Source organism: Frankia sp. Hr75.2 (assembly GCF_949319125.1).
GTDB classification, from domain to species: Bacteria; Actinomycetota; Actinomycetes; order Frankiales; family Frankiaceae; genus Parafrankia; species Parafrankia soli.
The window spans coordinates 1-13,168 of sequence record NZ_CASGGV010000233.1 but is presented as its reverse complement, the minus strand read 5'-3'; the positions used below and the strand labels follow the sequence as shown (position 1 = coordinate 13,168).

The following is a 13,168-nucleotide window of genomic DNA, read 5'->3' as shown; positions in this document are numbered from 1 at the left end:
TGGTTGGCTAGCGCGCTGGGAAGCGCAGGATCCGGTCGTCGCCCTCGCGTGGTGCGACGTGATTGTCGGTATTGGACGTGGTCAGCCACAGCGCACCGTCCGGCGCGACCTGCACGGTGCGCAGGCGGCCGTACTTGCCCTGAAAGTGCGCGGTGGGCTCGCCCACCCCGGTCCCGTCAAGAGGGATGGACCACAGCCGCTGGCCGCGTAGCGCTGCCACATAAGCCGTGTTCCCGGCGATGGCGATTCCCGAGGGCGATGCTTCGCTGACCGGCCATGTGACGACGGGGTTGGTGTAGCGGCCGCCTTGGGTGTCACCGCTGCCCTCCACCATGGGCCAGCCGTAGTTGCGTCCCGCTTCGATGAGGTTGACTTCGTCCAAGTCGTTCTGGCCGAGTTCTGCGGCGAACAGCCGGCCCGCGGCGTCCCAGGCCATTCCTTGCACATTGCGATGTCCCAGGCTGTAGACCGGCGACTCCGCTGTCGGGTTTCCCGGCGCGGGCTCACCGTCCGGCGTCAGCCGGAGAATCTTGCCGTTGAGGCTCGCCGGGTCCTGTGCGCGCGGGGATTCAAAGCCGTCTCCGGTCCCGATGTACAGCATGCCGTCGGGGCCGAACGCGATTCGCCCGCCATTGTGGACCGAGGCACTGGCGATACCGCTGAAGATCACTTCAGGCTGCTGGTCGCCGGCGAGTCGGAACCGGACGATTCTGTTGTCCTGCGCCGTGGTGACGTAGGCGTAGACGAAACCGTCGGTGGGGAAGTCCGGCGAGACAGCGAGCCCCAACAGGCCACCCTCCCGGACCGCCGCCACGTCCGGCACCTCGTACACCAGGCGAGACTCCCCGTCGCCCGGCGTCAACCGCAGCACCCGGCCCGTGTTGCGCTCTCCGACCAGCGCATCACCGCCGGGAAGGAAAGTTACACCCCACGGAACGTCGATGCCCCGTGCCAGCTCCTCCGCGGCACCAAGATCCGGCGTTCCGGATGGCGCGCTACCTGCCGTACGTGTCGTGACCGATCCGGGCTCGGGACGGGACGAGTCTTCGCTGCCGGCGCAGCCGGTCATCACACCTGCCGCTACCATCGTCGCGACCACCCACCGAATTGTCGTTGTAGTAGCCATGCCGCTCCTCCGTAGGGCTTCGATGATCATTTGGTGCATACCGTAAAGGCCGCCGAGACTGCAGCCGAAAAGCCGCACTTCGCCCCGGGTGGGACATTGTCCTCACCCGACAAGACTCGCCTGAGCAGCCGATATCCACGGCCGATAATGGTCTCGATTTAGTCGCCGCTCAGCTTGTGGTGCAAAGTGGAGAGGGTTGTCCGGACGGTTTCGGCGAAATAATCAGCGTGCGTGTACCAGACATGCTCGAGTAGTTCCTCGGTGAAGATCATTTTTTCCGGACGGGTCATCAGATGCTGAAGGAAACCGAGCTCCTCTCCTGCCCTTCTGAACACAGCACCAGGAGGGGACGGCCGCGTCTCGTCACCCCTCAACGCAACAGCGCCGCCCCTCGCGGTGCAGCTGTGGACGGCGGCCTGCTCGGCGACTAGGGCCGGGTTCGGTGCTCCTGCGGCAGTGTTGACACCGAACATTTTTCTCCAGGGGCGTCGGTTGATTGGCCTGTCTGAACAATCGACGGGCTCAGGAGATCTTCTGCGAGCATCAAGCGTGCGACCCAGACCCGCCATGTGACAGACCGCGTTGTGCCGTGGAGCGCTGTTCCGCGCTGTGACAGGGCATCCCACGTGCCTTTCCCGTAGGTCGGAGCGTCGCCACACTTGAGGTCATGGATGGTGACCAGCACAGCGGCGGCACCGAGCTGGGGCGCTTCCTGCGTGCTTGCCGCGCTCGGGTGACGCCCGAGCAAGCTGGCTTGGCCGTCGGCTCCGGGCACCGCCGCACGCCCGGCCTGCGCCGTGAGGAGCTGGCCACCCTGGCGGGGATCAGCATCGACCATTACGCCCGTCTGGAACGGGGGACGGAGACCCGCCCCAGCCCGTCCGTCATCGACGCCCTCGCCCGCGTCCTCCTGCTGGAGGAGGTTGAGCACGGGCATCTGTGCAGCCTGGCCGCTCTTGCTGCCCGGACCGCCCCCGAGCCGCCGGCCGCCCCCAGTCGCGTCGTGCGGCCCGGGATCAAGCTGCTGCTGGAGAGCCTGCGCCCCAACCCCGCGCACGTGGTCAGCCGCACTGGCGACCTGCTGGCATACAACTCGGGCGGGTTGCGGCTGTTCGCGGGGATGGACAGCTGGCCGGCCAAGCAGCGCAACATCGGCCGCTACGTCTTCCTCCACCCCGCGGCCCGCGACCTGTTCGACGACTGGAGCAACCAGGTTCGCGGTTGCGTCGCCCGGCTCCGGGCCCTGGCTGGCACCGACCCCGACGCCCCCGATCTGGCTCAGCTCGTCGGTGAACTCCTGCTCAAGAGCCCGGAGTTCGCACGCCTGTGGGAGCGCTACGACGTCAAGGGACACTCGCACGGCCGTAAAACCTTCCACCACCCCGACGTCGGTCACCTCGCCCTCGGCTACCAGTCCCTGCGACTGGAAGGCACCCCCGACCATCGGCTGGTCGTGTACTACGCCGAACCCGGTACCCCCGACTACGACGCGCTGCTTCTGCTCGACCTGGCCGCGTCTGAGTCCGTGTACCCGTCGAGAATTGGTGCGCCGTCTGGACACCGTACGGAGGCGCCGAAGTGACGAGCGGAACGGGCCGTGTGCCATTGGTAAACGCGCTATCGGGTGGGACTACGTCGTAAACGGTGTTTCCGGCAACTTGATCAGTAGCGGTCGGTAGGCGGCATAGTCGTAGCCCGTCGAGCGGCCGATCTTGTTGTCGCGGACAAGCTGGGCCACCCGGGTGCCGTCGACGAACCAGCACAGCACGAGCATGGCCTGCGCCCGGCAGTCCAGCGCCCTGCCTGCCCACCAGGGTGCCGCGGCGGGCCCGCTCCGCGGCCAGCAGGGCCTCCAGTCGATCGACAGCGCGGTCGCGAGGGGCAACTTGGTAGAGATCCTTGGATGGAGCCTGCTTGCCTCAACCGTGTCTGGCGACTGGGTGCCGCTACCCAGTTATCTTGCTCGCAGGCCCGAAACGGGCTGTTCAGGCCACCGTCTCCGGCGTCGCTGAGGATCGCTCCTGCGCGGCCTTGTCGAGAAGGGTCATCGCGTCGTGGTCGGGGGTACCGGGCTCCGCGTAGAACGCGACCAGATGCTGCCCGCTGGTGCCGTTCAGCGTCATGCCCCGAAACCCAAGGGTAAGGTCGCCGACGTCGGGGTGATGGAAGATCCGGCGGCCATGGGTGCTTCCCTCGACGTCGTAGCGGTCCCACAGACGGGCGAACTCCGGGCTCTTGCACAGAAGTTCCTCGACGAGGCCAGTGAGGTCGGGGGCGTCCGGCTCGATCCCGACCAGCCCGCGTAGCCACGCGACGCAGGAGTGAGCCGGGGCGTTCCAGTCATCGAACAGATCACGGGCCGCGGGGTGGAGGAAGACGTAGCGCGCGAGGTTGCGCTGCTCGCTCGGCCAGTCCTCCACCCCGGCGAACAGTCGCAGCCCGCCGGGATTGGCGGTGAGCAGACCGAAGGTGCGGCCGACCACGTACACGGGGCTGGGTCGCATGGTCTCCAGGAGCAGACTGATGCCGTCAGGCACGGACCGCGTGGGCACCGCCGCCGGCCCGGTCGCGGGCCGGTCGGTGCCCGTGGCGAGCTCCCTCAGGTGCCGGTATTCGGCCTCCTTCAGCCGCAGGGCGCGGGCGAGAGCGTCGATAACGGAGGGGCTGGGGCGGGTCTCTGTCCCACGCTCCAGCCGCGCGTAATAGTCGACGCTGATACCGGCGATCGTGGCCAACTCCTCGCGGCGCAGCCCGGGTGTGCGGCGCAGCCCGGTGCCGGCCGGGAGGCCGACGTCGGCGGGCGTCACCCGGGTGCGGCGTGCACGCAGAAACCGCCCCAGCTCGCCGCCGCTGTTGCCGCTGTGCTGATCACGTGCCATGACTCCAGTGTGGCAGCCCGTGACCCGCGGCAGTGCCCGTGGCTTCGTGGGGTGCCCTGCTACACCACTGAACGCCACTCCCTGGCACAACGCGGTCTGCCACGCGGCACGCAGGTTCAGCAGGCTGATGCAAGAACAGGCATCCGGCGGCGGACGACCCTTCGCTCATCGACGATCCGGGCGACGTCCCCCGGCCGGCCCCGTCAGCGTGTCGAAGGTAGTGGCATTCTTGATCGAACACGCGCTCGCCTGCACGCCCACGGCCGAGCTGCTGGCCCTCCTGTTCCTGGCGCCCGATGCCGTCGGCAATTCCGGCGCCTCCTGCGCGCTGGCCAGCGGGCCAACGCACTGCGCGTGCAGGCCGCCGCCATCCACTGGGGCGAACAGGAGGCCCGCGTCAACTGCATCAGCCCCGCCATCATCGCCACCCCGCTCGCGTGGGACGAGATGCCCAGTCCCAACGCCGAGGGCTACCGTCACATGACCGAGACCTCGGCCTCCAAGCGCATGGGCACCCCCACCGACGTCGCCGACTTGGCAGCCCTGCTCCTGGACCCGGACGGTTCCTTCATAACCGGCGCGGACATCCTCATCGATGGCGGGGTGATCGTCGCCATGTGCGCAGACCAGGACGTGCCCGCCGACCTGCAGCGTTGACCGCACCCGAGCAAGGAGGAAGAGCATGGCCCCCTGGACCGATCAGGAACTCGACCGAGTAGGACGCGCTAGCGAACTGCGGGTGGCCGGCAGGCGGCCCGACGGAACGCTGCGCGGCCTGGTGACCATCTGGGTCGGTACGGGTGGGCGATTCGATCTACGTGCGGTCGGTCTACGGCCCCGAGAGCGCTTGGTTCCGCGGAACGCGGACCCTCGGCGAAGGGAGAATCGAGGCGGGCGGCATCACGAAGGACGTGACCTTCGCCCTCGATCCCACCCTCGACGACAAGGTCAATGCGGCGTACCGCGCGAAGTACGGCGCCGGCGGTCCGGTAAGGGCGATCACGAGCGACCCGGCGACGCACACGACACTTCGAATCGACCCCCGGTGAAGATCGCCACTCCGAGCAAGGTAACGGCCGTCGCCTCCGCAGCCGTGGCAGGGCTGACGGCGTTGATGATGACTGGCTGCTCGTCATCCGGACCGACCGAGTCGAACACGATGGCACCGGGCCAGGCCACGACGGCGCCTGGCCCGGCCATGTCGGGCTCGGCTGGGCCTGGGCGGGCCTTGCCCAGGCCGCTGCCGTCGTTGAGCGGCCCTGTCCCAGGGCGTACCGCATCGGGTACGGACGCCACTTACACCGACGGCGTTTACCGCGCGACCGGCACCTATGGCAATCTGCCATCCCACCTCGGGGTCACGATCACACTCGACCATGATGTGATCACTGCGGTCGAGGTCACGACCCCGGCCACCGATCCGACTTCTCTGGAGTACCAACGCCGCTTCGCCGCGGCAGTCCCCGCGGTCGTCATCGGTAAGGACATCGACGATGTACGTGTCGGTCGGCTGGCCGGAGCCAGTGGTTGCCCCGTCGGATTCAACGATGCACTCGCCCGCATCAAGTCCGAAGCGCGCGAATAGCGGCGCGACATTCTCGTAGCACTTCTATATTTGGCACCATGGCGGGGATCTTGCCGTAGAGAGTTATTATCAGGTGAACAGCTCGCCGACGAAATTCGATGAGACCTCGCAGCGTTGATCCGCGAGCATGCGTACCCAGGTGAACTCGAACACCTCAGTCAGACGGTGAGGCGATACGAAGAACAGCGCCGTCGCGAGCCCATCCGCCACCGCAGCCCTGTCTGCGACCGTCCACGTCGCCAGCACCTCCCGGGTCGATTCACCTGTGCGCCCGTCGATCACATGGTGCAGCCCCTCGCCCCACGCACGCTTCGTCACCGCCGACGCGCACAACGCCGCCCCTCGCAGATGTGCCACTCCCACCACGCGCCGAGGATCACGCGGATGCTCCAGCCCCACCGCCAGCTCACTCGGCCCCGCGATCTTCAGATCGCCGCTGGCATCGACAACCGTCGACGACACCCCCGCATCCAGCAGCATGCCTGTCACGATGTCGACGAGGTATCCCTTACCCGCTGCTCCGACATCGATCACCAGCGGCCGCCGTGTGACAAGGGTCGGCCCATCCCTTTCAACGTCATGGTCCCAGCTCGGTCGCCCCGCCGCGTACTCTTGCTCCCGCGTCTCTTTGCTCGCAGGCGACAGCGAATACGCGGCGTCATACCCCAACAGCTCGAGATCACGACCTACCAGGGGGTCGACGGCGCCGTCGGTAACGGTGAACAGGAAGTCGTACAAATCGAAGAGAACAGCCGAGTCATCGGGAAAATCGAATCGGCCTCCAGTCGCGGCCCTCGCCACTCGGGACACCAACGAATCGGGACGGAACCGTGAGTACACGGCATCGAAGCGCTCAATCCGGTCGCGAATCTCCCTGCGCAGGCACGCATCGAGTGGCCCACCGGTCTCGACCTCCCACCTCGTGCCGATGGCATCGAACGCGAAGATGCTCCTGCCGTCCTTCACCGCCACGATCCGCCTTGGATCGAGCCGGGGAGGACGGCACCGTCCCGGAGCACGCCCGCATCGAGCGGCCCGCTTGATCGGATCAACGCAGCAGCCGGAAGAAAGCTCGAAGCTCGTCCACGAACAGGTTCGGCTGCTCGAAGGCGGCGAAGTGGCCGCCGCGGTCTGGCTCATTCCAGTAGCGAAGGTCCCGGAACCGGGTCTGTGTCATCCGCCGCGACGGCCGGAACTGCTCCTTCGGGAAGACCGAGCACCCGGTTGGCACGACCACCGGGTCGGCCGCGCCCAGCCCCGTGGATCTTTCCCAGTACAGCCGGGCTGCCGACGCACCCGCTGCCGGCAGCCAGTACATCATCACGTTGTCGAGCAGCTGGTCACGGGTGAAGATCTTCTCCGGATGGCCGTTGCAGTCCGTCCAACCGCGAAACTTCTCAACGATCCAGCCGGCCAGACCGGCCGGTGAGTCGACCAGACCGTAACCGACCGTCTGCGGCCGGGTGGACTGCTGGGTAACGTAGCCACCCTCCTCTTTGCCGAACAGTCCGAGCGCGGCCAGCGCCGCCCGGTCCCGGTCGTCCAGCTCGCCCAGCTCCGCTGCTGCCGCCTGCATGTCCACGACTGGCATGTTCAGGTGCAGGCCGAGCACGGCGTGCGGCTGCCGGACAGCGAGCGCCGCCGACACCCCCGCTCCCCAGTCGCCGCCCTGCACCGCGTACCGCTCGTAGCCGAGCGCCGCCATCAACTCCGCCCAGGCGTCGGCGATCCGGGTCACCCCCCAGCCGACGGCGGCAGGCTTGTCGCTGAATCCGTACCCCGGCAGGCTCGGCAAGACGAGGTGGAACGCGTCGGTGGCCGATCCACCATGCGCGACGGGGTCGGTGAGCGGCCCAATGACCTGGAGAAACTCGACGATCGACCCGGGCCACCCGTGCGTCATCAACAGCGGCAGCGCGCCCGGATGCGGAGAGGTCACCTGCACCACGTGGATGCCCAACCCGCCCACTGCCACCTTCACCTGATCGAAGGCGTTCAGGCGGCGCTCGGTGGCCCGCCAATCGTAGCTGTCCGCCCAATAGGTGCACAGCTCCCGCAGGTAGTCCAGCGGGATTCCCTGCGACCAGTCGGCTACCGTCTCGCGTTCCGGCCAGCGGGTTCGAGCGAGCCGTCCGCGCAGGTCGTCCAAGTCGGAGTCCGGAATCTCGATGCGGTACCGGTTCATCTCGACCATGATCTCATCCAAGCTCGGTCAGCCGCCGCGCTGTGGGGGTGGCGCGGTCCTCGATCCACCGGGCTGACCCGACGGCGGGAACGGACACGATCACCGTTTCGATGCCGAGCGTGGCGTAGTCGGCCATCTCTTTGGCGAAGGCGTCGAGGTCACCGTGTCGGATCGTGTCGCCGGAGTAGATCGCGGTCTTTCGGATCTGGGTGTACTCCCGGCCGACGTCGTCGCAGTGTCGGCGGAGCACGTCGAGTTTGTGCGCGACCTCGGTCAGGGAGAAGGCGACGAGGTTGCAGGCGTCCGCGTACTGGGCCACTAGTTTCAGGGTCTTTTTCTCACCACTGCCACCGATCATGATCTCGGGGCGTGGCGTGCTCACCGGTGCCGGCACGGACCGGGTCTCGGCCAGCTGGTAGTACGTGCCCTCGAACGGCCCGTTGTGCTGGGGGTTCCACATCTGCAGGCAGATCTGCAGCGTCTCCTCCAGCCGTTCGAACCGCTCGGCCGTCGGCGGGAACGGCACGCCGAGCCCGAGGTGTTCGCGCTCGTACCAGGCCGCGCCGATGCCGAGGGTGGCCCGGCCGCCGGAGACGTTGTCGAGCGTGCTGACAATCTTGGCGAGCAGGCCGGGGTGGCGGTAGGTCACCCCGGTGACCAGCGCCCCGAGTTGAACGGTGGAGGTGTGCGCGGCGAGGTAGCCGAGGGTTGTGTAGCACTCCAGCATGGCGTTCTCGGGGCCGCCCAGTTCCTCCATCTGGAAGTAGTGGTCCATCACCGACAGCCAGCTCACCCCCGCGGCCTCGGTGGCGGCACCGGCCGCGGCCAGCTCCGGTCCCAGCCCACCGGTCCTGTTCGGATGGTCGAACCCGACGATGTTGATGCCCAGCCGCATGTCAGCCTCCCTGTTGCAAGCCCGGATCCGCGCCTTGCGGTTCAGTCCCGGGCGAGGGTGGCGCGGGCCTCGCTCGCGGAGCGTCGGACGGCCGTATCGGTCAGTTCCTTCACCCGGCCCGCGGGCACCGGAACTCCGGGGGTCTCGAAGAACCAGCGCTGCATCTCGTCCTGGCTCATCCCTGCGGGCTGTGCCGCGAGGTAGGGCTGGACGTAGACCGGGGTGCCGGGTTCGCTGCGCCAGCTCTCGGCGAGCGTGCCGATGTCCACCGCGTCGTAGCCCAGCCTGTCCAGCAGCATCGTCACTTCTGCCTTGGCGGCCTCGTCGTCACCGGCGATGGGCAGGGCGCTGCGGTCGGGGGCGCCGGCGGGTCGAGCGGAGGTGAACAGGCGGCGGAAGTCGATGCTGTTGAACGCCTTGACCACGTGTGAGTCGGCCAGGTGTCGCTGAACCAGGGCGCTGGAGGTCAGCGTGCCCGCGTCCAGCTCGGCGATGCGGTTGTCGCGTTCCGGGTAGTAGTTCATCGTGTCGATCACGACCTTGCCTGCGAGTGCTGCCGCCGGGAGCCGACGGTAGGCGTTCAACGGGATGGTCGCAACCACCAGATCGCTGGCCTGCGCGGCTTCGGTGGGCGTGGCGGCGCGCGCGTGCTCGCCGAGTTCGGCGACCAGGCCGGCGAGGGTCTCGGGGCCGCGAGAGTTGCTCAGGACGACGTCCAGGCCGGCGGCCACGGCGAGGCGGGCCAGCCCGCCGCCGATCATGCCGCTGCCGATGAGTCCGAGAGTCTTGGTCACAGTGCGATATCTCCGTCTCGCCGGGGGAGGCGGCGTCCACGGATCGATGGGACGCCAAGATGAGCTGCGAATTCTATAATAGGTGCAGGTGCAGTTTATGAAACTGAGTGTCATGCTAGTGGCTGAGTGTCGTTTGTGCAAACCGGGACCAGGGGATGAGGTAGGATCACGCGGTGAACGGAGCGGCGCGGACGACGACGAGGGAGATCGCACGGGCCGCCGTCCGTACGAAGCTGGCCCAGGTGGCCCTCGAGCTGTTCCATCGCGAAGGCTTCGAGAAGGTCACCGTCAACGATCTGTCTGCGGCGGCCGGCGTCTCCCGGAGCACTTTCCTGCGCTACTTCAGTAGCAAGGAGGAAGCTGTCCTGGGCGCCCTCGACGCACAGGGCGACCAGGTCGCCGATGCCCTGCGTAGCCGCCCCGCTGACGAAGACGACTGGACGGCGCTGCGCCACGCGCTGGACACCCTCATCGAGCCCTACCGTCAGGACTCGGCCAGTGCACTTGCCATGACGCGCCTCATCCTGGACACCCCTGCCCTGTGTGCGCGACAGCGGGAGAAGCAGCATAACTGGCGCCCCGCCCTGGCCCAGGCGCTCGCCGAACGCGGCGACTCCCCGAAACCCGCGACCCTGGCCCTGTCCGTACGCGCCGCCGCCGCCCTGGACTGCCTGAACATCGCCGTCGACCACTGGACCGCTTCCGACGGTGAGCTCGACCTCGTCGACCTCCTGGACGAAGCCTTCGCCGCGCTCGCATCACGATGAGCAGATCCCGGTACCCCTATCTGTCAGCATGAGGTGAGACAGGTACCAGCCATCATCTTGTGACAGGGCGGATAGGGAGGAAGACGATCGTGGTGGTGTCGGTGACGGCCAGGCCGGATCTGGCCGATGATGGCCGGGTGGGAGATCGGGAGGGTGGCCGGCAGCGCCCGGACCCGGGGCTGGACCGCATCGCATCGCGTAGCACCTCGGGGCGGAGACTCACCGGAAGATCAAGCCGAAGTGACACGTCCTGAGCGGACTGTGTCGCGGCGTTGCTCGCGCCGTAGTCAGGGTGTGGGTGCCCCTGGATGGTTCACGAACCACAGGTTCTCCTCGACGAGCCGCTCGCTTTTCCATCCCTGCGGCGTCCGCACCATGTCGTGGTGGTAGTAGCCGCCGCAGTAGCTCAGCTCGGTCATCCCCGGCAGCAGCATCGGGTTGTAAAACATCGCCCGAACCTTCGCCCTGTCGCCGTCGAGGTCGATCTCCACGTTGCTGATGAAGTGCTGCGTCCACGGCGTCCTGCCCAGCCCCGCCTCGAGCCAGGCGGCGACCTCGTCACGCGAGCCGACCGCCGACGTCACCGAGCTGTAGTCGAGGAACGCGTCAGGGGTGAACAGCGTCCGGAAAAGATCCCAGTCCCTCGAGTCGCAGCTTCGGGCGTACCGGGTAAGAACCTCGTTGATCTCGATCTTGTCGGATAACGTCTGCAGGTCCATCAGGGACTTCCTCTCACTGCCGGTTCTCACCGGCGAGCCGGCGAGCTGTTCAGGAGAGTTGCAGGGACACCCGCACCGCGTCACGGCCGGGGACACGGCGATCCAGCAGCGCGAAGGCGTCTTCGAAGCGATCGAGCGGGAAGGTCTCGCCGGCCAGCGCAGTGGTCGGCACCTGGCCGTCGTTGATAAGCGCGACCGCGCGGGCCGCGTCGAGTCCGGCCCCGGGACTGATGGTGATCCCCCGGAACAGGATCGAGTTGCTGTCCAGGCCGTTCACCGGCTCGTCCTTCAGCCCGGCGATGACGATGTGGCCGCCCCTGCCGACAAGCTCCATCGCGGTGTTGACCGTCACCGAGCTCCCGGACGCCGCGTCGATCACGACGTCGGCCATGCGTCCACCGGTGATGTCGGCGAGGCGCTGCGCGGCGTTCTCCGTCTGGACGTCGATCACGTGGTCAGCGCCCACCTGCAGGGCGCAGTCGAGCCGGGACCGGTCCTGCGAGAGGCCGGTGACCACGATCGTGCCAGCGCCCGCGGCGCGGGCCGCGACGACGGTGGCCAGGCCCATGTGGCCGGGTCCCTCGATGACGACGGTGTGACCGTCCTTGACCGGGCGGACCCACGTGACCGCGCAGGACAACGCCTCGAAGATCGTGAGCTCCGCCGCGGGAAGGTCCTCCCGGAGGCGGTAGACCGCGGATCCCGGCAGGATCTCCATGTAGTCGGCGTAACCGCCGTAGAGACCGGAGCCCTCCTTCACCGAGAAGTCGATCCCGTAGGCGCGGGTGCTGCCTTCGGGGGTGATGACGATCGTGCGGACGGCGACCCGGTCTCCTTCCGTGACGCCCCATTCCTCGGCTGCCCGCGCGTCGATTTTCTCGATCCGTCCGACGACCTCATGGCCTGGAACCACGGGGAACGCCCCGCCTCTCGGGGTGCGACCGATGCCGTTGAACTGGTCGACGTCGCCGTGGCATAAGCCCGTCGCCTCCACCCGCAGCACCGCGCCACCCGGCTGAGGATCGGGCACCGGCAGGTCGCGCTCCTCCCATGTCCGGTCACCGTTGAAAACAATCGCCCGACCCATGCCTGTGCTCCCTTGCTCCGGTGTCGACACTTCAGGTGTTCGACGACTGCACGGCCACCCGGCGACCTGCTTCCCGGTGGTGATGCCGGGGCGGGCCCGGCCTGGTGCCGCCGCTGCCGCGGCGAGCGTCGTGCGACGGTGTTCGCGAACGGACTGGGGATCGCTGCCCGGGCCGCCGCCGCGATGTGGCGTCGACACGCAGACCTTACGCCAAACGCGGCACTCAGTTCCAGTCTGGGCATATAGATTTATTACGGGCTCCGAGTGCCAGTTTTGGCAGTCGCTGGCGGCGCTGTGGACGGCGGGGCTCGGCGCGTACAGGTCGAGCGCGGCTGTGCCCTCCTGCCGGCCGGACCGGCGGGCGGCGACCTGGAACGCCGCTCCTGGCGGGACGCGACGGCTTTCCCTGGGTCAGAAGGCTCCGGGATGGACGGTGCGCATGACGTCGTCGAGGACCTTGTCCAGGGGTGCCTGGCCGTCGGTGGCCCGCCATGCTCTGTTCGCCGCCTCCAGGCAGGCGAGCGCGGCACCGATGATCGCCTCGGGGCGCGCGTCGACACCGGCCTCGGCGGAGACGGGGCCCAGGCGGGCGGCGATGTGCGGGATGAGCGGCTCGTGCCATCGGCACTGCTTTTCCAGGTTGCGGGCCCGGAGCTCGGGACTACCATCGATCATGAGGCGCAGCCCGAGGGTGCCCTGTGGGTCTCCGGCGTGGTAGTCGAGGAGCACGTCGAAGGCCCGGCGCAGCGCCGTCCAGGCATCCTCGTCGGCGGGCCGCTCCGCCAGGGCGTCGACAAGTGACCGGCCCATCGTGGTCAGATGGCCGAGTACGACGTCTTCCTTGGATGCGAAGTAGCGGAAGAAGGTGCTGCGGGACATTCCGGCGGCGACCGCGATCTCGTCGATCGTCGTCGCCTCGTAGCCCGTGCGGGCGAACAGGTCCATCGCGACGGACACCAGCTCGGCTCGCACGGCTCGCCGGGTGCGCTCGCGGACCCCCAGCTCTCCAGACGCCTTGGCCGCCACGTTCGCACTGTACCGCGCACCACAACTGCGTGACTATGTCCAGGGTGGTACTGGGTTCAGTGTTTGGCATAGGGTCCGAACCTGCCCTCGGGTGCCTGGTGGGCT

15 protein-coding genes and 1 pseudogene are annotated in these 13,168 nt (G+C 67.9%); 5 read left to right on the top strand and 11 right to left on the bottom strand.

The window, feature by feature from the left end; translation table 11 throughout:
- Positions 1 to 7: 7 nt before the first annotated feature.
- Both AC559T_RS16835 and AC559T_RS16830 read right to left on the bottom strand, forming a co-directional pair.
- Positions 8 to 1,099 (bottom strand): PQQ-dependent sugar dehydrogenase, encoded by a 1,092-nt coding sequence (locus AC559T_RS16835; RefSeq protein WP_498869350.1) that lies wholly within the window; start codon positions 1,097 to 1,099, stop codon positions 8 to 10.
- A 185-nt stretch (positions 1,100 to 1,284) separates the two neighbouring features.
- Positions 1,285 to 1,599 (bottom strand): helix-turn-helix domain-containing protein, encoded by a 315-nt coding sequence (locus AC559T_RS16830; RefSeq protein WP_498869349.1) that lies wholly within the window; start codon positions 1,597 to 1,599, stop codon positions 1,285 to 1,287.
- Between the two features lie 194 nt (positions 1,600 to 1,793).
- Here AC559T_RS16830 and AC559T_RS16825 point away from each other — a divergent pair, with 194 nt between their 5' ends.
- A complete protein-coding gene (locus tag AC559T_RS16825) occupies positions 1,794 to 2,708 on the top strand; it encodes a helix-turn-helix transcriptional regulator (RefSeq protein WP_498869348.1) in 915 nt (304 codons plus the stop codon).
- A 102-nt stretch (positions 2,709 to 2,810) separates the two neighbouring features.
- Here the strand turns inward: AC559T_RS16825 and AC559T_RS16820 are convergent.
- Both AC559T_RS16820 and AC559T_RS16815 read right to left on the bottom strand, forming a co-directional pair.
- Positions 2,811 to 2,976, bottom strand: a pseudogene (locus tag AC559T_RS16820) (IS5/IS1182 family transposase); the annotation flags it as partial.
- A gap of 135 nt (positions 2,977 to 3,111) precedes the next feature.
- On the bottom strand, positions 3,112 to 4,005 hold the full coding sequence (locus tag AC559T_RS16815) for a helix-turn-helix domain-containing protein (RefSeq protein WP_498869347.1): 894 nt from the start codon (positions 4,003 to 4,005) through the stop codon (positions 3,112 to 3,114).
- A 354-nt stretch (positions 4,006 to 4,359) separates the two neighbouring features.
- Here AC559T_RS16815 and AC559T_RS16810 point away from each other — a divergent pair, with 354 nt between their 5' ends.
- From AC559T_RS16810 to AC559T_RS16800, 3 genes are all read left to right on the top strand, one after another.
- Complete coding sequence (locus AC559T_RS16810) at positions 4,360 to 4,662, top strand: SDR family oxidoreductase (protein ID WP_498869346.1); 303 nt, start codon at positions 4,360 to 4,362, stop codon at positions 4,660 to 4,662.
- A gap of 143 nt (positions 4,663 to 4,805) precedes the next feature.
- Entirely contained in the window at positions 4,806 to 5,054 is a 249-nt protein-coding gene (locus AC559T_RS16805) for a DUF2255 family protein (RefSeq protein WP_498869345.1), read from the top strand.
- Entirely contained in the window at positions 5,051 to 5,590 is a 540-nt protein-coding gene (locus tag AC559T_RS16800) for a hypothetical protein (RefSeq protein ID WP_498869344.1), read from the top strand. Before AC559T_RS16805 ends, AC559T_RS16800 begins: the two co-directional genes overlap by 4 nt.
- Before the next feature lie 69 nt (positions 5,591 to 5,659).
- Here the strand turns inward: AC559T_RS16800 and AC559T_RS16795 are convergent, their stop codons facing one another.
- From AC559T_RS16795 to AC559T_RS16780, 4 genes are all read right to left on the bottom strand, one after another.
- Positions 5,660 to 6,562, bottom strand: coding sequence for an FAD:protein FMN transferase (locus AC559T_RS16795; protein ID WP_498869343.1), 903 nt, complete (start codon positions 6,560 to 6,562; stop codon positions 5,660 to 5,662).
- A gap of 76 nt (positions 6,563 to 6,638) precedes the next feature.
- Positions 6,639 to 7,775, bottom strand: a complete 1,137-nt coding sequence (locus AC559T_RS16790; protein WP_498869342.1) for an epoxide hydrolase family protein — start codon at positions 7,773 to 7,775, stop codon at positions 6,639 to 6,641.
- A gap of 13 nt (positions 7,776 to 7,788) precedes the next feature.
- Entirely contained in the window at positions 7,789 to 8,670 is an 882-nt protein-coding gene (locus AC559T_RS16785; RefSeq protein WP_498869341.1) for an LLM class F420-dependent oxidoreductase, read from the bottom strand.
- Between the two features lie 41 nt (positions 8,671 to 8,711).
- Complete coding sequence (locus tag AC559T_RS16780) at positions 8,712 to 9,464, bottom strand: NADPH-dependent F420 reductase (RefSeq protein WP_498869340.1); 753 nt, start codon at positions 9,462 to 9,464, stop codon at positions 8,712 to 8,714.
- A gap of 173 nt (positions 9,465 to 9,637) precedes the next feature.
- Between AC559T_RS16780 and AC559T_RS16775 the strand changes: the two genes are divergently transcribed.
- Entirely contained in the window at positions 9,638 to 10,231 is a 594-nt protein-coding gene (locus AC559T_RS16775; protein WP_498869339.1) for a TetR/AcrR family transcriptional regulator, read from the top strand.
- Between the two features lie 287 nt (positions 10,232 to 10,518).
- Here the strand turns inward: AC559T_RS16775 and AC559T_RS16770 are convergent, their stop codons facing one another.
- The 3 genes from AC559T_RS16770 to AC559T_RS16760 all read right to left on the bottom strand — a co-directional run bounded on the left by AC559T_RS16770 (position 10,519) and on the right by AC559T_RS16760 (position 13,063).
- Positions 10,519 to 10,950 carry a nuclear transport factor 2 family protein gene (locus AC559T_RS16770; protein WP_498869338.1) on the bottom strand — a complete coding sequence of 144 codons (432 nt, stop codon included), beginning with the start codon at positions 10,948 to 10,950 and terminating at the stop codon, positions 10,519 to 10,521.
- A gap of 49 nt (positions 10,951 to 10,999) precedes the next feature.
- On the bottom strand, positions 11,000 to 12,037 hold the full coding sequence (locus AC559T_RS16765) for a zinc-dependent alcohol dehydrogenase (RefSeq protein WP_498869337.1): 1,038 nt from the start codon (positions 12,035 to 12,037) through the stop codon (positions 11,000 to 11,002).
- 411 nt (positions 12,038 to 12,448) lie between these two features.
- Positions 12,449 to 13,063, bottom strand: a complete 615-nt coding sequence (locus AC559T_RS16760) for a TetR family transcriptional regulator (protein WP_498869336.1) — start codon at positions 13,061 to 13,063, stop codon at positions 12,449 to 12,451.
- Positions 13,064 to 13,168 lie beyond the last annotated feature (105 nt).

Excerpts from the sequence above, each read along its gene's own strand:
- AC559T_RS16830 (WP_498869349.1), bottom strand. The coding sequence starts at position 1,599 with ATGTTCGGTGTCAACACTGCCGCAGGAGCACCGAACCCGGCCCTAGTC.
- AC559T_RS16825 (WP_498869348.1), top strand. The coding sequence starts at position 1,794 with ATGGATGGTGACCAGCACAGCGGCGGCACCGAGCTGGGGCGCTTCCTG.
- AC559T_RS16815 (WP_498869347.1), bottom strand. The coding sequence starts at position 4,005 with ATGGCACGTGATCAGCACAGCGGCAACAGCGGCGGCGAGCTGGGGCGG.
- AC559T_RS16790 (WP_498869342.1), bottom strand. The coding sequence starts at position 7,775 with ATGAACCGGTACCGCATCGAGATTCCGGACTCCGACTTGGACGACCTG.
- AC559T_RS16785 (WP_498869341.1), bottom strand. The coding sequence starts at position 8,670 with ATGCGGCTGGGCATCAACATCGTCGGGTTCGACCATCCGAACAGGACC.
- AC559T_RS16770 (WP_498869338.1), bottom strand. The coding sequence starts at position 10,950 with ATGGACCTGCAGACGTTATCCGACAAGATCGAGATCAACGAGGTTCTT.
- AC559T_RS16765 (WP_498869337.1), bottom strand. The coding sequence starts at position 12,037 with ATGGGTCGGGCGATTGTTTTCAACGGTGACCGGACATGGGAGGAGCGC.